This window comes from Variovorax sp. Soil_C_33 (assembly GCF_057656935.1).
Genome location: NZ_JBDGJK010000022.1, coordinates 72,318 through 92,464, shown reverse-complemented (window position 1 = coordinate 92,464; position 20,147 = coordinate 72,318). Strand labels below are relative to the sequence as shown.

16 protein-coding genes are annotated in these 20,147 nt (G+C 68.8%); 4 read left to right on the top strand and 12 right to left on the bottom strand.

All coding sequences use genetic code 11. From position 1 onward, the window contains the following. Window positions 1–165: 165 nt before the first annotated feature. The 3 genes from iaaH to AC3A6B_RS26715 form a co-directional block, all read right to left on the bottom strand. Window positions 166–1,710 (bottom strand): indoleacetamide hydrolase, encoded by a 1,545-nt coding sequence (gene iaaH, locus AC3A6B_RS26725; RefSeq protein WP_487839668.1) that lies wholly within the window; start codon window positions 1,708–1,710, stop codon window positions 166–168. 171 nt (window positions 1,711–1,881) lie between these two features. Next, complete coding sequence (cueR, locus tag AC3A6B_RS26720) at window positions 1,882–2,307, bottom strand: Cu(I)-responsive transcriptional regulator (RefSeq protein ID WP_487839667.1); 426 nt, start codon at window positions 2,305–2,307, stop codon at window positions 1,882–1,884. Next, a complete protein-coding gene (locus tag AC3A6B_RS26715; RefSeq protein ID WP_487839666.1) occupies window positions 2,304–4,520 on the bottom strand; it encodes a heavy metal translocating P-type ATPase in 2,217 nt (738 codons plus the stop codon). The genes cueR and AC3A6B_RS26715 overlap by 4 nt, the downstream gene beginning before the upstream one ends. A 310-nt stretch (window positions 4,521–4,830) precedes the next feature. Here AC3A6B_RS26715 and AC3A6B_RS26710 point away from each other — a divergent pair, with 310 nt between their 5' ends. Continuing rightward, on the top strand, window positions 4,831–5,691 hold the full coding sequence (locus tag AC3A6B_RS26710; protein ID WP_487839665.1) for a JmjC domain-containing protein: 861 nt from the start codon (window positions 4,831–4,833) through the stop codon (window positions 5,689–5,691). A gap of 10 nt (window positions 5,692–5,701) precedes the next feature. On the opposite strand, the gene AC3A6B_RS26705 is transcribed toward AC3A6B_RS26710, so the two are convergent. Together AC3A6B_RS26705 and AC3A6B_RS26700 are read right to left on the bottom strand one after the other, a co-directional pair. Further along, on the bottom strand, window positions 5,702–6,964 hold the full coding sequence (locus AC3A6B_RS26705; protein WP_487839664.1) for a c-type cytochrome: 1,263 nt from the start codon (window positions 6,962–6,964) through the stop codon (window positions 5,702–5,704). Between the two features lie 4 nt (window positions 6,965–6,968). Further along, a complete protein-coding gene (locus tag AC3A6B_RS26700) occupies window positions 6,969–7,685 on the bottom strand; it encodes a c-type cytochrome (RefSeq protein WP_487839663.1) in 717 nt (238 codons plus the stop codon). 101 nt (window positions 7,686–7,786) lie between these two features. On the opposite strand from AC3A6B_RS26700, the gene AC3A6B_RS26695 reads away from it, so the two are divergent. Next, window positions 7,787–8,440 (top strand): DUF1345 domain-containing protein, encoded by a 654-nt coding sequence (locus tag AC3A6B_RS26695; RefSeq protein WP_487839662.1) that lies wholly within the window; start codon window positions 7,787–7,789, stop codon window positions 8,438–8,440. A gap of 7 nt (window positions 8,441–8,447) precedes the next feature. Here AC3A6B_RS26695 and AC3A6B_RS26690 read toward each other — a convergent pair whose 3' ends face one another. Genes AC3A6B_RS26690 through AC3A6B_RS26680 form a run of 3 tightly spaced genes read right to left on the bottom strand, consistent with a single transcriptional unit; the run spans window position 8,448 to window position 11,436 of the window. Continuing rightward, window positions 8,448–9,404, bottom strand: coding sequence for a DMT family transporter (locus AC3A6B_RS26690; RefSeq protein ID WP_487839661.1), 957 nt, complete (start codon window positions 9,402–9,404; stop codon window positions 8,448–8,450). After that, entirely contained in the window at window positions 9,401–9,898 is a 498-nt protein-coding gene (locus tag AC3A6B_RS26685; protein ID WP_487839660.1) for a methylated-DNA--[protein]-cysteine S-methyltransferase, read from the bottom strand. The genes AC3A6B_RS26690 and AC3A6B_RS26685 overlap by 4 nt, the downstream gene beginning before the upstream one ends. Beyond that, entirely contained in the window at window positions 9,895–11,436 is a 1,542-nt protein-coding gene (locus AC3A6B_RS26680) for a DNA-3-methyladenine glycosylase 2 family protein (protein WP_487839659.1), read from the bottom strand. The genes AC3A6B_RS26685 and AC3A6B_RS26680 overlap by 4 nt, the downstream gene beginning before the upstream one ends. A gap of 110 nt (window positions 11,437–11,546) precedes the next feature. On the opposite strand from AC3A6B_RS26680, the gene AC3A6B_RS26675 reads away from it, so the two are divergent. Further along, window positions 11,547–12,929: a phosphomannomutase/phosphoglucomutase gene (locus AC3A6B_RS26675; RefSeq protein ID WP_487839658.1), complete on the top strand. Its 1,383-nt coding sequence runs from the start codon at window positions 11,547–11,549 to the stop codon at window positions 12,927–12,929. An 11-nt stretch (window positions 12,930–12,940) separates the two neighbouring features. After that, window positions 12,941–14,296 (top strand): 3-deoxy-D-manno-octulosonic acid transferase, encoded by a 1,356-nt coding sequence (locus AC3A6B_RS26670; protein WP_487839657.1) that lies wholly within the window; start codon window positions 12,941–12,943, stop codon window positions 14,294–14,296. Between the two features lie 6 nt (window positions 14,297–14,302). Here AC3A6B_RS26670 and AC3A6B_RS26665 read toward each other — a convergent pair whose 3' ends face one another. From AC3A6B_RS26665 to AC3A6B_RS26650, 4 genes are read right to left on the bottom strand one after another with little or no spacing between them, the layout of a single operon-like run. Further along, a complete protein-coding gene (locus AC3A6B_RS26665) occupies window positions 14,303–15,820 on the bottom strand; it encodes a TolC family outer membrane protein (RefSeq protein ID WP_487839656.1) in 1,518 nt (505 codons plus the stop codon). Window positions 15,821–15,842: 22 nt separating this feature from the next. Beyond that, on the bottom strand, window positions 15,843–16,181 hold the full coding sequence (locus tag AC3A6B_RS26660; protein ID WP_487839655.1) for a rhodanese-like domain-containing protein: 339 nt from the start codon (window positions 16,179–16,181) through the stop codon (window positions 15,843–15,845). 14 nt (window positions 16,182–16,195) lie between these two features. After that, window positions 16,196–16,879 (bottom strand): protein-L-isoaspartate O-methyltransferase family protein, encoded by a 684-nt coding sequence (locus tag AC3A6B_RS26655; protein WP_487839654.1) that lies wholly within the window; start codon window positions 16,877–16,879, stop codon window positions 16,196–16,198. Window positions 16,880–16,908: 29 nt separating this feature from the next. Beyond that, window positions 16,909–20,139: an efflux RND transporter permease subunit gene (locus AC3A6B_RS26650; RefSeq protein ID WP_487839653.1), complete on the bottom strand. Its 3,231-nt coding sequence runs from the start codon at window positions 20,137–20,139 to the stop codon at window positions 16,909–16,911. Window positions 20,140–20,147 lie beyond the last annotated feature (8 nt).

Here is a 20,147-nt window from a genome sequence, read left to right as displayed (position 1 = left end):
AGCCCTGGAAGGGCACCGCGAGCATCATGAGCCACAGCAGGATTGCGCGAAAGCTGGTCATTGCCGAAATTGTAGAGTGGCTGCCGACAGATTCGGGGTTGGAATCGAGCCATCGCAAAAAAATGGGCCTTAGGGCCCATTTTTTGTCCACTGCGCTTGGCGATATCAGCGTGCCGGTGCGATGCGTCCGAGCAGCGCCTCGATGGCAACACCGATGGCAACCAGGCGGCGGTCGCTTCCGGCAGGACCGTCCAGCTCCAAGCCGATCGGCAACTTGCTGCTGGCGCCAAGTCCGATGGGCACCTGCACACCCGGGATGCCGGCATTGCTTCCCGGATCGGTGTTCTGAATGAACGAAACAAAGTTATCGACGCTGCTTGATTCGGCGTTCGCGGTCAGTGCGACCTTTGGCACCGTCGGAAAGATCAATGCGTCCAGCTTGTTCGCTGCGAAGGTGTCGGCGTAGAGCTTGATCAGCGCGGGCCGGTGGACGGTCATGGCTTCGTTGTAGACGGGCGCGTTGTCGATCAATCCGTTCGGCGTTGGCAGCTTGCGCGGAATCACCAGGGCCTCGTACGTTCCCTTGACATCGGGGCTGGCGACCGAGGCGACCATTTGCTCGATGGTCACGCCGGTGTTGGTGCTTGCCAGGTAGCTCACCATGTCGTCGTACGCCTCATAGAAGGCAACCGGGAAGCTCACGTTGCTATTGAGCGTCGCGAGATCAGGCACGCCCACTTCGACCACCGTCACGCCGGCGGCCTTGAGCTTGGCCAGCGCAGCATCGAAGGCGGTACGAGTGTCTGCATCCATGTTGGCCTGGAAGTCCGCCACCAGGCCAACCCTGACCGTCGCGAGATCGGCCGCTGCCACGGGCGAGCCGCCCGCAATGACACGGTCCATGAGTTCGACGTCGTTCATGCTGACAGCCATCGGACCAGCCGTGTCGCGCGTATGGGAAATGGGGGCGATACCTGCCTGGGAGTACCGGCCAACGGTCGGTCGGAGTGCGGCGCAGCCATTGAGCGCACAGGGTAGGCGCACGGAAGCGCCGGTGTCGGTTCCGAGCCCTGCGGGCGCCATCCGGGCTCCGATGGCCGCTGCCGATCCGGAGGAGGATCCGCCCGCCATCTTGGTGGCGTCATAGGCATTGCGAACGCCTACGTTGGCGCTTGTGTTGAAAGCGGGGTTGTAGCCGGAGATGCCGAAAGCGAGTTCATGCATGTTCGTCTTGCCGAGCACCACCGCCCCTGCATCACGCAGCTTTTTCAGCACCGGCGCATCCGCTGCAGGCACGAAGTCCTTCAGCGCTGGCGTTCCAGCCGTCGCCGGCAGTCCTGCGGACTGGATGTTGTCCTTGACCACGATCGGGACACCTTGAAGAGGCAGGCACTCGGCCCCCGTGTTGCGGCGTGCATCGGCGGCTTGGGCTGCTTTGATCGCCCCCGCCTCGTCCAGCGTCACGAACGCGTTCAGATCCGGCCGTGCTTTTGCGCGCGCCAAATAGCCGCGAGTCACAGATTCACTGGTGAAGGTCCCGTTGCAGATCGATGCAGCGACTTCGCTGGCGCTCAGCGCAAAGATGTCGGGCGCCGCACCGATCGCCAAACCACCGCCGCCGCCACCGCCACCGCCGCCACCGCAGGCCGCCAGTGCGGACATGGCCGCGAGAACCGCGGAGGCGGCGCGAAAACCGGTGAAACCACTCATATTTGTCTCCTCCTTGAATTGGAGTGGTCATCATTGCCAGTCGGCGTGGATTTGTATGTCCTCCATTTCAATGACAGAAAGCGAACGGCAGATCGGTGGACTTCGCCTACGTCGCGCCGAGCGAGCGCAAGCATGAGCCCGCCAGGTGTGCCAGCCGCGCGCCGAGGCTTTTCAGTCCTCGGCCAGCTCGTCGAGGATCGGGCAATCGGGCCGGTGGTCGCCGTGGCAGCACTCGGCCAGGCGTTCGAGGGTGCGCTTCATGGCTTCCATTTCCTCGATGCGCCGGCGCAGGTCGTCTGCGTGGGCCAGCGCGATGCGCTTGACATCTGCGCTCGCGCGGCGCTTGTTCTGCCACAGCTTCAGCAGCTCGGCGATCTCGGCCATGCTGAAGCCGAGATCGCGCGCGCGGCGGATGAAGCGCAGCGTGTGCACGTCGTTGACCGTGTACTGCCGGTACCCGGCATCGGTGCGGTTCACCTTGGGCACCAGCCCGAGCGATTCGTAGTGCCGCACCATCTTGGCCGAGACGCCGGAGCGGGCCGAGGCCTCGCCGATGTTGAAGGGCTCCATGCCGAGCACCGCCTGGCTGCTGCTCATTGCGCGCTTCCTTTCCAGCGCCGCAGGAGCAGCGCATTGCTCACCACGCTCACGCTGCTGAGAGCCATCGCCGCGCCGGCGATCACCGGGCTCAGCAGGCCGAAGGCGGCGAGCGGGATGCCGACCACGTTGTAGACGAAGGCCCAGAACAGGTTCTGCCGGATCTTGGCGTAGGTGCGGCGCGAGATGTCGATCGCGTCGCTCACCAAGGCCGGGTCGCCGCGCATCAGCGTGATGCCGGCCGCATGCATCGCGACGTCGGTGCCGGTGGACATCGCGATGCCGACGTCGGCCGCGGCCAGCGCCGGCGCATCGTTGATGCCGTCGCCCACCATCGCAACGCGCCGGCCCTCGGCCTTCAGTTGCGCGACCACCGCGGCCTTGTCTTCGGGCAGCACCTCGGCGCGCACGGTGTCGATCTTCAGCAGTTTCGCCACCGTCTCGGCGCTGCCGCGGTTGTCGCCGGTGACCAGCGCCGTACGGATGCCTTGCGCGTGCAATCGCGCGATGGCCGCCGCGGCGCTTTGCTTGGGTGCATCGCCGAAGGCGAGGAGGCCGATCAGCTTCGGGCCTTCGCCGACGTCGGCCAGCCAGGACACCGTGCGGCCTTCGGCCTGCAGCTGCGACGCGCGTGCATCGAGCTTGCCCAGCGGCACCGAGAGCTCGCGCATGAGACGCGTGCTGCCCAGGCGCAGCGTCCGGCCCTCGACCGTGGCCGCCATGCCGCGCCCGGCCACGGCGCGCACGTCGCCGGCGCGCGGTATTTCGAGGCCCATCCCACGGGCTCGCGCGAGCACCGCGTGCGCCAGCGGATGCTCGCTGCCCGCCTGGATCGCCGCGCTCGCGCGCAGCAGGGCGGCCGCATCGCCGTCCACCGCTTCGAAGGCCACCAGCTCCGGCCGGCCCTCGGTCAGCGTGCCCGTCTTGTCGAAAGCGATGATCTTCACGCTGTGCGCCACTTCGAGCGCCTCGGCGTCCTTGATCAGCACCCCGTGCCGCGCGGCCACGCCGGTGCCGGCCATGATCGCGGTCGGCGTCGCCAGGCCGAGCGCGCAGGGGCAGGCGATCACCAGCACGGCCACCGCGTTGAGGATCGCTGCCTCCCAGTCGCCCGTGCCGAAGCCCCAGCCGAGCACGGTCGCGAACGCGATGCCGATGACGACCGGCACGAATACGCTGCTGACCCGGTCGACCAGGCGCTGGATCGGCGCCTTCTTCGCTTGCGCGGATTCGACCAGCCGCACGATGCGCGCGAGCGTCGATTCCGCGCCCACGGCGGTGGTCCGGACCACCAGCAGGCCTTGGCCGTTGACGGCGCCGCCGGTCACCGCGTCGTCCGCCTGCCTGGCGACCGGCAGGCTCTCGCCGGTGATCAGCGATTCGTCGACCTCGCTCGCGCCTTCGAGCACGACGCCGTCCACCGGCACGCGCTCGCCGGGCCGCACCACCACCAGGTCGCCGACCTGGACCTGCCCGAGCGCCACTTCGCGGTCCACGCCGTCGCGGCGCACACGGGCGCGCTCGGGCCGCAATGCATTCAAGGCGCGGATCGCCTCGGTGGTCTGGCGCTTGGCGCGGGTCTCCAACCACTTGCCCAGCAGCACCAGCGTGATCACCACCGCCGAGGCCTCGAAGTACAGGTGCGGTGGCATGCCGTGGTCCGCATGCGCGTAGAGCAGGTAGACGCTCAGGCCGTAGCCGGCGCTGGTGCCGAGCGCCACCAGCAGGTCCATGTTGCCGGTGCCGGCCTGCAGCGCCTTCCATCCGGCGCGGTAGAAGCGGGCGCCGAGCCAGAACTGCACCGGCGTCGCCAGCGCGAGCTGCAGCCAGCCCTCGAGCATCCAGGTCCTGCCGACCATCGAGCCGAGCATCGGCAGCACGAGCGGCGCCGAGAACAGGGCCGCCACGGCGACCGGCCACCAATCGGGCCAGCGGCGGGCGGCGGTGGCCGGCGCGATCGGTGCTTCCTCCTCGGCCTCGTGCGCGGCATAGCCTGCCTTCTGCACCGCGGCGATCAGGCTGTGCACATCGAGCGTGCGGTCCGTGAGCTCGACCTCGGCGCGCTCCGTGGCCAGATTCACCGCCGCGGAAGCCACGCCCGGCACCTTGGCCAGCGCCTTCTCGACGCGCGAGACGCAGGATGCGCAGGTCATGCCTTCGATCTGCAGGCTCAGTGCAGAGGCGGGCGACGGCATCGCCAGGCTGTCGTTCATCGAATCTCCTATTTCCAGACGGTGTTGCAAGTGGCGAGGAGCTTCAACCTTCCCATGATGTGAGTGTCAAATGATCGCATGCGACAACCTTGTTCCGTGCGCGGTCTAGAGGTGGTCCGTTCTCGCCGGCTGCCGTCTAATCTGCCTGTGGAAAGTTAAACGAAAGTATTAGACGCGACGGAGCGCGCCGGGGAGATTCGCAATGGGAGATTGCAGCCAGTTTGCCGTGGCGCCCCCTGCAGCCCACCGTGTGTGGGCAGACGACGCTGCGAGTTTTTCCACCTACAGGGTTGCCGCGTTGCACCACAACATGCACGAGCATCCCCTGTTCCAGATGCACGAGCTGGCCAGGCTCGCCAAGGAACTCGTGCCCTTCAGCCAGTGCCGGTTCATGCGGCACGACGTCACGCCGGCTTCCAAGATCGCGCACGACGCCCTGCATCCGGACGGTCGCAGCATCGACGAGTGTTTCGAGCGCATCGAAGAGCTGAATGCCTGGCTCGCGCTCTACAACATCGAAGTCATTCCGCGCTACCAGGCCTTGCTCGACGAGATCGTGGGCACGATGCGCGCACAGATCGAGCGCGAGCAGCCCGGCATCTTCCGGGTGAATGGCTTCATCTTCATCACGGTGCCGCCCTCGGTGACGCCTTTTCACATCGATCGCGAAAACAACCTCTGGCTGCAACTGCACGGGCGCAAGACCCTGAACGTCTGGGATCACAGGGATCGCAGCATCGTGCCGGCCGAGGCGGTGGAGGATTTCATCGTCACCCATTCGCTCAGAAAGGTGCGCTTCAAGGAGGAGTTCAGGCCTCTCAGCCGCGAGTTCAACGCCCGTCCGGGAGACGGCGTCTATTTCCCCAGCACCTCGCCGCACATGACGAGTTCCGATACGGCCTGGACCTCGCCAGGGGACCGCGTGTCGATCTCGATCGGCGTGACCTTCTACACCTCGGCCACGCGCAAGACCGCTCGCGTCCACCAGGTGAACCGGGTCCTGCGCAGATGCGGACTGTCGCCGGCCTACCCCGGCGATTCACCTGCCCTGGACACCCTCAAGGCGCCCGTGGGCCGCCTCGTCGGCGCGGCGCGCGCCTCGATCGTCAGCAGGATCGGGCCGGCCGCGCGCTTCAAGCTGGCCACCGCGCCGCCGCCGGGCTCGTACTGAGCGGGACGTTTCAGCGGCGCGTCGTTTCCCGCCGCGTGACCTGGGGCGCATGGTTGCCCCACGAGCCGCGGATGTAGGTCAGCACGGCGGCGATGCCGTCGTCGTCGAGCACATGGCCGAAGGGCGGCATGCCGTAGGGGCGCGGATTGCCCGCCGTGGCCGGCAGGAAACCGCCGTGGCGCACTATCTGCACCAGGTTAACGGTGGAGTCCATCTGGACCACGCGATTGCCCGCGAGCGGCGGGTAGGCGCCCTCGGCGCCCTGGCCGGCGTCGCCGTGGCAGTACGCGCAGCGCTGGTCATAGATCTGCGCGCCGCGTGCCATCACGCGCGCGTCGCGGCCCGCGGGTGCTGTCGCTGCAGCAGTCGGCACGCGTTCTGGCAACTGCTTGAGAAACGCCGCCATGGCGCCGAGGTCGGCATCGCTCAGATGCTGGGTGCTGCGATACACCACGTCGGCCATCGGTCCCATCACCGAGCCGCGCGGCGAGGTGCCGTTCTTGAGCAGCGCGACCACGTGCTGCGTGTCCCAGTCCGCGACGCCGGCCTCGCGCCTGGAATTGAGCGAGGGCGCATACCAGTTCTCGACCGGGCCGCCCGCCAGGCCCAGCTTCTCCTCGGTGGCGCCCAGCACGTTGCGCGTGCCGTGGCAGGCGATGCAGTGGCCCAGGCCGTCGACGAGGTAGGCGCCCCGGTTCCACTCGGCCGGCTTGGCGGGATCAGCGACGAAGCTGCCCGGCGTGAAGAACAGTGCGCGCCAGACGGCGATGGCCGCCTGCGTGTCGTAGGGGAAGCGCAACTTGTGCGGCGCGTTCGGGGTCGGCGCGGGCGGGACGGTCCGCAGGTAGGCATAGATCGCGTCCGAGTCCTCGCGCGTGACGTGCGTGAAGCTCGGATAGGGAAAGGCCGGGTAGAGCAGGCGCCCGTCCATCGAGCGGCCGTTGTGCAGCGCGCGCCAGAAATGCGCGGCGCTCCAGCGGCCGATGCCGGCCTTGTCGTGTGGCGTGAGATTGCTCGCGTACACGGTGCCGAAGGGCGTCTCGATGCCGAGCCCGCCGGCATAGGTCGCACCGCCGCGCGTCGTGTGGCAGCCGGCGCAATTGCCGGCGAGCGCGAGATAGCGGCCGCGTTCGACCTGGGCCGGCGTGGCAGTGAAAGCGGCCGGGACCTCGGGCAGCTTGTCTTCGCCGCGCAGGTTCAGCGCGACGATCACGAGCGCGGCCAGCACCAGCAGCGCGAAGACGCCAAGCAGCGCGTAGAGGATGCGTCGCATGGCCCTAGTTCCCCATCGCGCTGCAGGGCATCGGCAACGGTCCCGGCAATGCAGGCGCCGGCTTCGGATTCGCCGGTACCGGCTGCAGGGCCAGCCAGCTCGCCACCGCGTTGATGTCGGCCGAGTTCAGCCTGCGTCCCACCTGGGCCATGCAATCGGGCGGCAGCGCATGCCGGCCGTTGTTGAGCCAGTCGCCGAGTTGCGACGCGAGGTAGAGGCGCGGCAGGCCGAGCAGCGAGGGAATGGCGGGCGCGACGCCGGTGAGCGCCTCGCCATGGCATTGCGTGCAGGCCGGAATGCCGCGCCGCGCATCGCCTTGCAGGGCGAGAGTCTTGCCGTGTTGCAGGCTTTGCTCCGACGCGTCGGTGCGGGTGGGCACGGGCGGATAGGGCAGGTCGAGCTGGGCGAAGTAGCCTGCGATCTCGCGCAGGTAGGCGTCCGAGAGGTGGCGCACCATGTGGACCATGTCGCTGTTGAAGCGCCGCCCGTCGCGAAAGCTCAGCAGCTGGTTGTAGAGGTAGCCCTCGGGCTTGCCGGCCAGGCGCGGGAAGTAGCCCGCGTTGGTGCTGGCGCCTTCGCGGCCGTGGCAGGCGATGCAGGCGGCCACGCGCTGCTCGATGGTGTCGGGGACGCGCGCGGGCGTCGCGGCGGCGGCAGGCGGCAGCGTCGCGAGGCCGCAGGCGGCGAACAGCAGGGTCCGCCAGAAGCGTGGGATGTTCATGGGTTGCGCGCGATTCTCCCCGCATGGTCGCCGGGAGAACAGTCTCAGTGTGCGCGCCGGCGACCGGATCAGTTGCAGTCGCGGGGCGCTACAGTGCCTGAATGCGCATCCTTTTTTCGCGGATGGTCGGCTGGCAGCGCCTGCTGTGCTGCGCGGTCATCGGCCTGGCGGCTGCCCTGCTGCCCTGGCCGCTGGACGGCATTGCGCGCGGCCTGCTTGGCTGGTGCTTCGGCGCTGCCGTGTACCTGCTGTCGGCCTGGTGGCTGGCCGAGCGCTCGGATGCAGAGAGCACGCGGCTGCGCGCGCAGTCGCTGGACCAGCCCAGCGCACTGATCCTGGCGAGCATGCTCGGCGTGGTCGGCGCCAGCGTGGTGGCGATCGCGATGCTGCTGCAGCAGGTCAAGCAGATGGGCGGCACGGAGCGGGCCGGCCACATTGCGCTCGGGCTGGTCGCGCTGGCGGGCTCCTGGCTCATGATCCACACGATCTACGGCTTTCATTACGCGCACCGCTACTACCAGGTCGAAGGCGGGCGCATGCACCCGGGGCTGGATTTCCCCGGCAAGCTGGACCCCGACTACTTCGACTTTCTCTACTACGCCTTCGTGGTCGGCATGTGCTCGCAGGTGTCCGACGTGCAGGTCGGCTCGCGCGAGATGCGCCGCATCACGCTCGTGCACAGCGTGCTGTCCTTCGCGTTCAACATGCTGGTGCTGGCGCTGTCCATCAACGTGGTGGCCGGGGCAATGCAATAGGCATTCGTCAAGCCGGGGCGCGCTGCCGCCGCCCCAGCTTGACCAGCCCGGTCGACAAGGCTACGCCGCAGACGATCACCACCGCGCAGATCAGCATCCACTGCGTGATGTCCTCGCCGAGGAAGACGGCACCGTAGAACAGCGCGAACACCGGCACCAGGAAGGTCACGGTCAGCGCGCGCGCCGGGCCGGCGGTCTCGATCAGGCGGAAGAACAGGATGTAGGCCAGGCCGGTGCAGGCGGTGCCCAGCACGACGAGCGCGAGCCAGGCCTGCAGGCTCGGCATCGCCGCCGGCCAGAGCCACACGGCCGGCAGTGCGAGCGCCAGCGTGGCGCCGATCTGGCTGCCGGTCGCGGTGGCGAGCGCCGGCACGCCGCCCAGGTGTTTGCGCGTCAGGCTGGCCGCGAAGGCATAGCAGATGCAGGCCGCGAGACAGGCGCCGATGGCCCAGCGTGCCGCAGTCTCCTCGGCACCCGATTGCAGGCCCGCGCTGCGGCCGGCCAGCATCGCGACGCCGGCGAAGCCGATCACGAGGCCGAGGGTGCGCGAGCGATCGGGTCGCTCGCCGAAGAAGCCCCAGGCCACCAGCGCGCCGAACATCGGCACCGTCGCGTTGAGCACGGCGGCCAAGCCGCTGTTGATGGTGAGCAGCGCGAAGGAGAAGAAGGCGAAGGGCAGGCCGGAGTTGAGCACGCCGATGCCGAGCGCCGGCTTCCAGTACTGCCTGAAGCTGGACCACTGGCCGCGCATGAACAGCAGCGGCAGCAGAAACAGCATCGCGATCGCGACGCGCACCGCGGCCGTCGGCAGCGCCCCGAACTCGGCGGCACCGACGCGCATGAACAGGAAGGAGGCACCCCAGAGCATGCCCAGCAGCACCAGATCGACCAGCCAGCGGCGGCTGGCCGGGCGTGCGGCGGTTGGCAGCGCAGCAGCGGCCGTCGTGCACTCGCCTTCGCTCACAGCGCACCTTCCAGTTCGAGCAGCGCGCTCTTGCGCTCGAGCCCGCCCGCATAGCCGGTCAGCGAGCCGTCGGTGCCCAGCACGCGGTGGCAAGGCACGATCACGCTGATCGGATTGCGGCCCACGGCGGCGCCTACCGCGCGCACGGCGGCCGGCTTGCCGATGCCGGCGCTCAAGGCGCCGTAGCTGGTCGTGCGGCCCGCCGGAATGGCAAGCAGGGCCCGCCACACCGCCTGCTGGAAGCCGGTGCCGTGCGAAAGGTCGAGCGGCAGGTCGAAATGCTGGCGCTTGCCGGCGAAGTAGTCGGCGAACTGCACGGCCGCTTCGCGCAGCACCGGATGGTCTGCATCGGGGTGCCAGCCGCTGGTGTCGGGCCAGTGGCGTTGCCGGTCGAACCAGGCGCCGGCCAAGCCTTCGTCGGTGGCGGCCAGCGTGATGCTGCCCAGCGGGCTCTCGATCTGCGTGCTGCGAATGGTCGTCTTCTTGAATTTCATGGCGCGTCCGAGGAAAGAGCTGCCGTCGTGTGGCCGGCAGCGGGTGAAAGACTGTGCCAGGCCCGCAGTACCGCGTAACTGCGCCACGGACGCCAGGCTTGCGAGGCTTCGGTCGCCGCGCGGGCCGAGGAGACGCGAAGCGCCTTCTGCAGCGCGACGTCGCCGGCCGGGAAGGCATCGGGCCAGCGCAGCGCGCGCATCGCGATGTACTGCGCGGTCCAGTCGCCGATGCCGGGCAGGGCCTGCAGGGCGGCGAGCGTGGCGGGCACGTCGGCGCCGGCATGCAAGGCCAGCCGGCCGGCCTGCACTTCGCGCGCGAGCGCGCTCAACGCGGCCTGCCGCTGCCGCACGATGCCGAGCTGGCCCAGCGCGTCGCCGCTCGCGCCGGCGATGGCCGCGGGCGTGGGGAACAGGCGGTCCAGCCCGGCGACCGGTGTCGCGACCGCTTCGCCGAAGGCCTGCACCAGCCGCGTGCCCAGGGTGCGCGCTGCCGCCACCGTGATCTGCTGGCCGAGCACGGCGCGCACCGCGAGTTCGAAACCGTCGACCGTGCCCGGCACGCGCAGCCCGTCGCCATGCGGAAAAGCTTCATGCAGCGTGCCGTTGATCGCCATCGGCTCGGCATCGAGGTCGAGCATGGCGCGCACGCGGCTGATCACGATCGGCAGCACCGCGGCCAGCGAATCGCCGACGCGCAGCAGCAACTGCTCGCGCTGCGCATCGAAGCGAAGCTGCAGCCAGCCCGCATGCACATGCTCGCCCTGCACGACGCGCAGTGTGCGCGCCAGCAGCGGCGTTCCGCCGCCAATGTCGGTGATCGACTCGACGCCGCCGAGGGCCCGGCGCGCGAAGAAGCCCAGCATCGCCGCCGCGTCGTAGGGCGGCCGAAAGCCCAGCCGCACGTTGACGGCCTCGCCTTCGCGGCCGTCGCCGGCAGGGCCGGCGCGCCGCAGCGCGCTCGGATTGAGTCCGTAGTGCGTCACGAAGGCCGCGTTGAAGCGGCGCACGCTCGCGAAGCCGCTGGCCAGAGCAACCTGCGTCATCGGCAGGTGCGTGTCGGCGATCAGCTGCTTGGCGGCCAGCAGGCGGCGCGTCTGCAGGTACTGCAGCGGCGACACGCCGAACTGGGTTTCGAAGATGCGGCGCAGATGGCGGTCGCTTACGCCCAGGCGCGCCGCGATGCGGGCCGCGCCGGGTCCGTCCTCGTCCCAGGCATCGGGTTCGTCGATCAGGCGCGCGGCTTGCAGGGCAAGAATGCGCGAGGCGTCTTCGGTCGACCAGCTCGCGGTCCGCGGCGCGAGTTCAGGCCGGCAGCGCAGGCAGGGCCGGAAGCCCGCTGCCTCGGCCTGCGCCGCATGGCGGAAGAAGCGGCAGTTCTCGCGCCGCGGCAGCTTCACGCGGCAGACCGGGCGGCAGTAGACGCCGGTGGAAGTCACGCCGGTGAAGAAGGAGCCGTCGAAGCGCGCATCGTGGGCCTTCATGGCCAGGTAGCAGGCGTCGCTCTCGAGTCCGGCGGTGGGTGCGGTGGCGGCAAGCATGCGGGGAATGATAGGTGTCCCGGCGCGCAGAAGTAGCCATTTCCGGACATTTGGCTGAGAAAGCCCATGCCTACAATGGTCCTCAGTTTGTGAACTTTCAAAGGAAGCCCATGCAGCTCAGCGCATCGATCTTCAAGGCCTATGACATACGCGGCGTCGTGCCCACCACGCTCGACGCCGAGGTCGCCGAGGCACTCGGCCAGGCCTTCGGCAGCGCGGCGCGCGCAGCGGGCGAGAAATCGGTGGCAGTGGGGCGCGACGGGCGCCTGTCCGGCCCCGCGCTGGTCGAGGCCCTGGTCCGCGGGCTGGTGGCCACCGGCATCGAGGTGATCGACGTCGGCGCCGTCACCACCCCGATGCTCTATTTCGCGGCCAGCACGCTGTCGAACAGCGGCATCCAGGTCACCGGGAGCCACAACCCGAAGGATTACAACGGTTTCAAAATGGTACTAGCCGGCCGCGCGATCTACGGCGACGAGATCCAGGGCCTGTACAAGGTGATGGAAGCCGGCAGCGCCAAGCTCGCCCCCGGCGGCAGCGTGCGCAAGGTCGACGTGACCGAAGCCTACACGCAGCGCATCGTCGGCGACATCAAGCTGGCGCGCCCGCTCAAGATCGTGGTCGATTCGGGCAACGGCATCGCCGGCGCGTCGGCCCCGGCCATCCTGCGCGCCATCGGCTGCGAGGTGACCGAGCTCTTCAGCGAGGTCGACGGCGATTTCCCCAATCACCATCCTGACCCGAGCAAGCCAGAGAACCTCAAGGACCTGATCGCCGCGCTGCAAGCCGGCGACGCCGAGCTGGGCCTGGCCTTCGACGGCGACGGCGACCGTCTCGGCATCGTCACCAAGGACGGGCAGAACATCTATCCCGACCGCCAGATGATGCTGTTCGCGCAGGATGTGCTCTCGCGCGTGCCGGGCGGCACCATCGTCTACGACGTCAAGTGTTCGCAGCGCCTCGGCCCCGCGATCGAGGCCGCCGGCGGCAAGCCGCTGATCTACAAGACCGGCCACTCGCTGATCAAGGCCAAGATGAAGGAGATCGCATCGCCGCTGGGCGGCGAGATGAGCGGCCACATCTTCTTCAAGGAGCGCTGGTTCGGTTTCGACGACGGTACCTACGCGGGCTGCCGCCTGCTGGAGATCCTGAGCAAAACACCGAATGCGAGCGACACGCTCAACGCACTGCCGACCAGCTTCTCGACGCCGGAACTCAACGTCAAGTGCGCCGAGGGCGAGCCTCACGCGGTGGTCGACCAGCTCGTGAAGACCGCCAGATTCGACGCGCCGGCCAAGGTCTCGACCATCGACGGCGTCCGCGTCGACTGGCCCGACGGCTTCGGCCTCATCCGCGCCTCCAACACCACGCCGGTGCTGGTGCTGCGCTTCGAAGGGCAGACGCAGGCGGCGCTGGACCGCATCCAGAAGGAGATGCTCGCGCTCCTGAAGAGCGCGAAGCCCGACGCCACCCTCGCGGAAGCCGCACACTGAATTTTCGAAGCGTGCGTTCGTTGCTGCTGCGCCTCTACGGCGCCCTCACTTCCCTGGCCGAACCCCTGGTGCGGCGCAAGCTGCGGCGCCGGGCCGTGGCCGAGCCCGGCTATGCGCATGCGGTCGAAGAGCGCTTCGGCCACTATGACGAGAGCGCGACCGGCACCGGCTGGTGCTGGGTCCATGCGGTCTCGCTCGGCGAGGCGCGCGCCGCCGGCATCCTGATCGCCGAGCTGCGCCGGCAGTACCCGGGCATCCCGATCCTGCTGACCAACGGCACGGCCACCGGGCGCGAGGAGGGTGCCAAGCTGCTGGAAGACGGCGATCTGCAGGTCTGGCAACCCTGGGATGCGCCCGAGCCGGTGGCGCGTTTTCTCGATCGCTTCCAGCCGCGCATCGGCGTGCTGATGGAAACCGAAGTCTGGCCCGAGATGTCCGCAGCCTGCGCCGAACGCGGCATTCCGCTGGTGCTGGCCAACGCGCGGCTGAACGAGAACTCGCTGGCCTCGGCGGAGCGTCTGGGCTGGCTCGCGCGGCCAGCCTACTCGGCATTGGCCGCGGTGTGGGCGCAGACCGAGGCCGATTCGCACCGGCTGGTTTCGCTCGGCGCCAAGGTGGCGGGCGTGTTCGGCAACCTCAAGTTCGACGCCACGCCCGATGCGCGCCAGCTCGGCGCGGCCGCGCGCCTGCGCGAGCAGCTGCCGAGGCCGGTGGTGGTGCTCGCGAGCTCGCGCGACGGCGAAGAAGCGCAGCTGCTCGAAGTGCTCAAGCGCTTCGGTGCGCTGTCGCCCGTGCCGCCGGCGCAGGATGCGGTGCATTCGATCTCCAGGCGCGTGCACGACGTGCAATGGATGATCGTGCCGCGTCATCCGCAACGCTTCGACGAAGTCGCGGCACTCGTCGAATCCCATGGCTTCGCGGTGGCACGGCGCAGCGCGGCCGGCGCGCCGGCGGAATGCGAGATCTGGCTCGGAGACTCTTTGGGCGAGATGGCGCTCTACTACGGCCTGGCCGACGCAGCGCTCCTGGGCGGCAGCTTCGAGCCGCTGGGCGGCCAGAACCTGATCGAGGCTGCGGCCTGCGGCTGTCCGGTGATCATGGGGCCATCGACCTTCAACTTCGCCGAGGCGGCCGAGCTGTCGCTCGCGGCCGGCGCCTCGCTGCGGGTGGACAACATGGAGCAGGCGGTCACGGCCGCGCTCAAGCTGGCCGAGAAGCCGGAGCGGCGCGAAGCGATGGCCGAGGCCGCGCTGGCCTTTGCCAATTCGAACCGCGGCGCGGCGCAGCGCACGGCCGCGGCGGTGCTGGCGGTGGCGGAGGCCGCGACCGCCGAGACCGAAGAGCGGGCCGAGCCCAGCCTTGAATAGAACGCGCTAGCGCGTCGGCGGCAGGATCACCGGCGGTGGTGGCGGCGAAGGCATCGCCGGCGGCTGCGGACTGAAGGGCGGCACCGGCACCGGCGGCACGACCGGGATCGGCGTCGCGGGCCGGGAAGGCGTCGGCGCCGGCTGCGAGGCCGGCGGCTGGGCCGGCGTGGCGGTGCTGTCGACGGCGGGGCGGCCATCGGTGGCCAGCGTGCCGTTGATCGCGCGCAGGTCGTCGGCCGTCAGGGTGCCGTTGGCCTGCCGCAGCTTTAGATTCCCCAGGAGCACGTTGTAGCGCGCTACCGCGAGGTCGCGCTTGGTCTGGAACAGCTGGCTCTGCGAGTTGAGCACGTCGATGTTGATGCGCACGCCCACCTGGTAGCCGAGCCGGTTGGCATCCAGCGCGACCTGGCTGGAGGATTCGGCGGCTTCGAGCGCCTTCACCTGTCCGGCCCCCGAGACCAGCCCGAGATAGGCCGCGCGCGTGGCCTGCGTCACGCTGCGGCGCGTCGATTCGAGCACGGAGCGCGACTGCTCTTCGAGCGCCAGCGTTTCCTTGACGCGGTTCTCGGTCGCGTAGCCGGCGAACAAGGGCAGGCTGAACACCACGCCCACGGTCGCCGCGTTGATGCGCGAGCGGCCCGTGGTGGTGCTGGTGCCCTGCGGATTGTTGGTGACGTTGTAGCCCAGGTTGGCATCGAGGGTGGGCTTGTGGCCGGCCTCGGCCTTCTGCACTTCGAGGGTGGCCACGTCGAGGCCGAGCCGCGCTTGCCGGATCGAGGGATGCGCGTCTTCAGCCTGCGCCACCCAGGCGTTGATATCGGCCGGCATCACCTCGGGCAGCACCACCGGCGCGGCCAGGGCCACCGGCACGCTGCCGGGGCGGCCGACCAGCTGGTCGAGCGCGATCTTCTTGACCTGCAGGTCGTTCTCGGCCGCAATCTCCTGCGCCACCACGAGGTCGTAGCGCGCCTGCGCTTCGCGCGTGTCGGTGATGGTCGAGGTGCCGACCTCGAAATTGCGCTTGGCCGAGGCCAGCTGCTCGGCGACCGCGATCTTCTGCGCCCGCACCAGCGCCAGGCTGTCCTGGGCCGAGAGCACGTCGAAGTAGGCCTGGCTCACGCGTACCACCAGGTCCTGATCGGCGATGGTCAGCACCGCCTGGGCGATGTCGACCTGGCGCTTGCCCTGCTCGTAGGTGGCCCAGTTCGCGGGCCGGTAGAGGGGCTGCGTGGCATTGACGCCGACGTTCTGCGTGTTGAAGCCGCGCGAGGTGTTGCCGACGGGCGTGTCGATGTCGAGCTCGGTATGCGAGGCGCCGGCCGACAGCCCGACCGCGGGCAGGATGCCGGCCTTGGCCTGGGCTGCGCGCGCCAGGCTGGCGTCGTACTGCGAACGCGCGGCTTGGTAGGTCGCGTCGTAGCTGCGCGCCGATTCGTAGAGATCGATCAGGCTCTGGCCGTGGGCCGGCAGTGCGAACGCGGCGGCAAGCGCCACCGAGAGGGGAAGAAGCCGGTGCACGGGCATTGAGCGTCCTTGGGAAAAGAAATCAGTAGCGCGGCACGGAAGGGTCGTGCTGCGCCGACCAGGCATCGATGCCGCCGGCGACGTTCGCCACCTCGGCAAAGCCGTTCTGGGCGAGGAAGGCGGCCACGCGCTGGCTGCGCGCGCCGTGGTGGCAGAGGCAGGCAATGCGCTGCGCCGGGTCGAGCTCCGAGATGCGGGCCGGAATCTCGTTCATCGGAATGGCGACCAGCGTGAAGCCCTGCGGCACCACGCTCGCGGTCTGCACTTCCCACGGCTCGCGCACATCCAGCAGCACCGGCTGCGCACTCGCGTCTTGGGCGAACCAGTCGGCGAGTTCGGTTGGGCGGACCTGGTCGATCATGAGGATGGCTCCTCTCAGAAGTTGAAGCGCGAAGGCGCCGGGAAGTTCAGGAGGCGCGGCGCCACCGTGTCCCACGGCTGCACGATGTCCCACTTGCCTTCGCCGACGCGCGTGACGAAGTGGGCGCGCATCATCGGCTCGTCGCCCACGATCGCCGCCAGCCGGCCGCCCATCTTGAGCGAACCCATGAGGCTCTGCGGCAGGCGCGCGACCGAGCCGCTGAGCACGATCACGTCGAAGGTCGGGCCGCTAGGCAGCGGCACGGCGCCGTCGGCATTGCGCACTTCCACGTTGCTCACGCCGTTGCGGCGCAGGTTCTCGGCGGCGACGGCGGCCAGGCCGGGATCGATCTCGAGCGTCAGCACCTGTGCCGCGCGGTGCGCCAGCAGGGCGGCCATGAAGCCGGAGCCGCTGCCGATCTCGAGCACCGATTCGTGCTTCTGCACGTGCAGGTCCTGCAGCATGCGGGCCTCGACCTTGGGCGAGAGCATGCATTGGCCGGGCTCCTTCGTCTTGGCGCCCTCCAGCGGGATCTCCATGTCGAAGAAGGCCAGGCCGCGGTGGGCCTTGGGCACGTAGTCTTCGCGCCGGATGTGGGCCAGCAGGTCCAGGATTTCGAGATCGAGCACGTCCCAGGGACGGATCTGCTGCTCGATCATGTTGAAGCGCAGGCGCTCCAGGGTGGGAATGGGGTTCATGAGCTTTTTCCTCGTATGGGTCGGGACAATCAGGACAAACCTTCAATTTTAGGCGGCGGCTCCACGGTGTCGGGCGTGCGCGTGAGCGCTTGCCGGCGGTGCCAGCGGCGCCGGGCCCAGTTCGCCAGGTCGTCCATGTAGCAATAGACCACCGGCACCACCACCAGCGTCAGCAGCGAGGAGGTGATCACGCCGCCGATCACGGCCTGGCCCATAGGCGCGCGCTGCTCCGATCCCTCGCTGATCGCGAAGGCCAGCGGCACCATGCCGAAGATCATCGCCAGCGTGGTCATCAGGATCGGGCGCAGCCGCACGCGCGCCGCGAGCAGCAGGGCCTCGGCGCGCGGCAGGCCCGGCACCGGCGTGCCGTCGGCCGCGACGCCCGGCTCGCGCGAACGGATCGCGAAATCCACCAGCAGGATCGCGTTCTTGGTGACCAGGCCCATCAGCATCACGATGCCGATGATCGAGAACATCGACAGCGTGGAACCGAACATCATCAACGCCAGCACCACGCCGATCAGCGTGAGCGGCAGCGCCGTCATCAGCGCCAGCGGCTGCAGGAAGCTCTTGAACTGGCTGGCCAGGATCATGTAGATGAAGATGATCGCGAGCGCCAGGGCCGATACCGCATAGCCGAAGGACTCCTGCATGTTCTTGGTCGAGCCGCTGAACTGCCAGCCGTAGCCGGGCGGGAAGGCGATGCCGGCCAGCGCCGCGCGGATGTCGGCCGACACTTCGCCGGCCGAGCGGTTGGCCACGTTGGCGTTGATGCTGACCTCGCGTGCCAGCGCGCGGCGGTTGATCTGGTTCGGCCCGGTGGCTTCGCGCACATCGGCCACCTGCTGCAGTCGGACGATGCGGCTGGAGCCGTCGGCATTGGCGCCCATGGCGGTGCTGACGAAGGGCAGGCGCGCGAGGTCGGCCGGCGAATTGCGCACCTCGGGCGCGAGCCGCACGTTGACGTCGTAGGTCTGGTCGTCGGGCGCGCGCCAGTTGCCCACCGTGGTGCCGGCCACCAGCGTGCGCAGCGCGTTCGCGACCGACGCCACGCCGAGGCCGAGGTCGGAGGCGGCATCGCGGCGCATCACCACGCTCACGGTCGGCTTGTTGGGCTTCTGGCTCGAATCGAGATCGACCAGGCCGGGGATCGGACGGATCGCTTCCATCACGCGCTGCGTGAGCCGCTCGAGCTCCTGCAGGTCGGGGCCCTGGAGCGAAAACTCGATGACCTTGTTGCCGCCCACCGAGTCGCGCAGGCCCACGTGCGTGACCGTGATGCCGGGAATCGCGCGCAGCCGTTCGCGCAGCACGCCGGACATCTGGTCGACGCTGCGCTCGCGCTGCTTGCGTTCGACCAGGCGCACGTAGACGCTTGCATAGATCTTGCCTTGCGCATCGCCGGTGTTGATGGTCGTGAGCGTGTAGCGCACCTCGGGCATCTCGCGCAGGATGCCTTCGACCTGGCGCGCCTTGGCTTCGGTCACTTCGAGCGAGGAGCCGACCGGCGTGTAGAAGTTGATCGCGGTTTCCGAGTAGTCGGCCTTGGGCACGAACTCGGTGCCCAGCAGCGGCACCATCGCCACGCTGGCGGCGAAGATGCCGAGCGCCGCGGCCAGCGTGACGAGCTTGTGCACGAGGGACCAGCGCAGGATGGCCTGGTAGGCCTCGGCGAGCCGGTCTGTCGCTCGGTCGAACCAGCCGGTGACGCGGCCGATGGTCCTGTCGTAGAAGCTGACGGGCGGGCCGCGCCTGCCATGCGTATCGATCGCAGGGTCGTGCCAGATGCTCGAGAGCATCGGGTCCAGCGTGAAGCTCACGAACATCGAGATCAGCACCGCCGCCACGATGGTGATGCCGAACTCGTGGAAGAACTTGCCGATGATGCCTTCCATGAAGCCGATCGGCAGGAACACCGCGACGATCGAGAGCGTGGTAGCCAGCACCGCGAGCCCGATCTCCTGCGTGCCGTCGAGTGCCGCCTGGTACGGCGTCTTGCCCATCTGCACGTGGCGCACGATGTTCTCGCGCACCACGATCGCGTCGTCGATCAGGAGGCCGACGCACAGCGACAGCGCCATCAGCGTCACCATGTTGATGGTGAAGCCGAACATGGCCATGAACCAGAAGGTGCCGATCAGCGCGATCGGCAGCGTGAGCCCGGTGATCACGGTCGAACGCCAGGAGTTCAGGAACAGGAACACGATCAGCACGGTGAGCAGCGCTCCTTCGATCAGCGTCGTCCGCACGTTGTTGACCGCGACGCGGATCGGCCGAGCTGCGTCGCCGATGGGTTCGAGCTTGACGCCGGGCGGCAGCTGCGGCCGGATATCGGCGATGGCTTTCACCAGCCCGTCGACCACCGCGATGGTGTTCTCGTCCTGCGCCTTCTGCACCGACAGGAGCAGGGTGCGCTGGCCGTTGTAGAGCGCGAGGCTCTCGAGTTCCTGCGCGCCGTCGCGCACCGTGGCCACCTGGTCGATGCGGATCGGCGCGCCGCCCTTGCGCATCAGGATGATCTTGCCGAAGTCCTCCGGCCGCTCCATGCGCGCATCGACCTGGACCACGCGTTCCTGCTCGAGCGAGCGCACGGCGCCCACCGGCAATGCCTGGTTCTCGCTGCGCACCGCCTCCACCACCTGCGACGCACTGACGCCGAAGGCTTCCATCGCCTGCGGGTTCAGGTAGATGTTGATCTCGCGCTTGGTGCCGCCCACCAGCGTGACCGAGCCGACGCCGCGCACGTTCTCCAGCCGCTTCTTCAGCACCTGGTCGGCCCAGTTTGTCAGCTCGACCGCGCTGGGTTGTTTGTCTTCCTGCCCAGCGGGCAGCACGGCCACCGACCACACCGGCCGCGAAGCCGGGTCGAAGCGCAGCACGCGCGGGTCCTTCACCTCGTCGCGGAACAGCGGCCGCACCGCCGCGACCTTCTCGCGCACGTCGTCGGCTGCCTTGCGGCCGTCGACGTAGAGCTGGAATTCGATGATGACGACCGACTGGCCCTCGTAGCTGCGCGAGGTGAGGGCGTTGATGCCGGCGATCGAGTTGACGCCTTCCTCGACCTTCTTGGTCACCTCGCTCTCGACGATCTCGGGCGAGGCGCCGGGGTACTCGGTGATCACCACCACCACCGGGAAGTCGATGTTCGGGAACTGGTCGACCTGCAGCCGCTGGTAGGAGAAGATGCCGAGCACCACCAGCGCGAGCATCAGCATGGTCGCGAAGACCGGGTTCTTCAGGCTGACGCGCGTGAACCACATGGACGTAG

Bases quoted from the DNA above. Each gene is read 5' to 3' on its own strand.
- iaaH (WP_487839668.1), bottom strand. From the start codon at position 1,710: ATGAGTGGTTTCACCGGTTTTCGCGCCGCCTCCGCGGTTCTCGCGGCC.
- cueR (WP_487839667.1), bottom strand. From the start codon at position 2,307: ATGAGCAGCAGCCAGGCGGTGCTCGGCATGGAGCCCTTCAACATCGGC.
- AC3A6B_RS26715 (WP_487839666.1), bottom strand. From the start codon at position 4,520: ATGAACGACAGCCTGGCGATGCCGTCGCCCGCCTCTGCACTGAGCCTG.
- AC3A6B_RS26710 (WP_487839665.1), top strand. From the start codon at position 4,831: ATGCACGAGCATCCCCTGTTCCAGATGCACGAGCTGGCCAGGCTCGCC.
- AC3A6B_RS26705 (WP_487839664.1), bottom strand. From the start codon at position 6,964: ATGCGACGCATCCTCTACGCGCTGCTTGGCGTCTTCGCGCTGCTGGTG.
- AC3A6B_RS26700 (WP_487839663.1), bottom strand. From the start codon at position 7,685: ATGAACATCCCACGCTTCTGGCGGACCCTGCTGTTCGCCGCCTGCGGC.
- AC3A6B_RS26695 (WP_487839662.1), top strand. From the start codon at position 7,787: ATGCGCATCCTTTTTTCGCGGATGGTCGGCTGGCAGCGCCTGCTGTGC.
- AC3A6B_RS26685 (WP_487839660.1), bottom strand. From the start codon at position 9,898: ATGAAATTCAAGAAGACGACCATTCGCAGCACGCAGATCGAGAGCCCG.
- AC3A6B_RS26680 (WP_487839659.1), bottom strand. From the start codon at position 11,436: ATGCTTGCCGCCACCGCACCCACCGCCGGACTCGAGAGCGACGCCTGC.
- AC3A6B_RS26675 (WP_487839658.1), top strand. From the start codon at position 11,547: ATGCAGCTCAGCGCATCGATCTTCAAGGCCTATGACATACGCGGCGTC.
- AC3A6B_RS26665 (WP_487839656.1), bottom strand. From the start codon at position 15,820: ATGCCCGTGCACCGGCTTCTTCCCCTCTCGGTGGCGCTTGCCGCCGCG.
- AC3A6B_RS26660 (WP_487839655.1), bottom strand. From the start codon at position 16,181: ATGATCGACCAGGTCCGCCCAACCGAACTCGCCGACTGGTTCGCCCAA.
- AC3A6B_RS26655 (WP_487839654.1), bottom strand. From the start codon at position 16,879: ATGAACCCCATTCCCACCCTGGAGCGCCTGCGCTTCAACATGATCGAG.
- AC3A6B_RS26650 (WP_487839653.1), bottom strand. From the start codon at position 20,139: ATGTGGTTCACGCGCGTCAGCCTGAAGAACCCGGTCTTCGCGACCATG.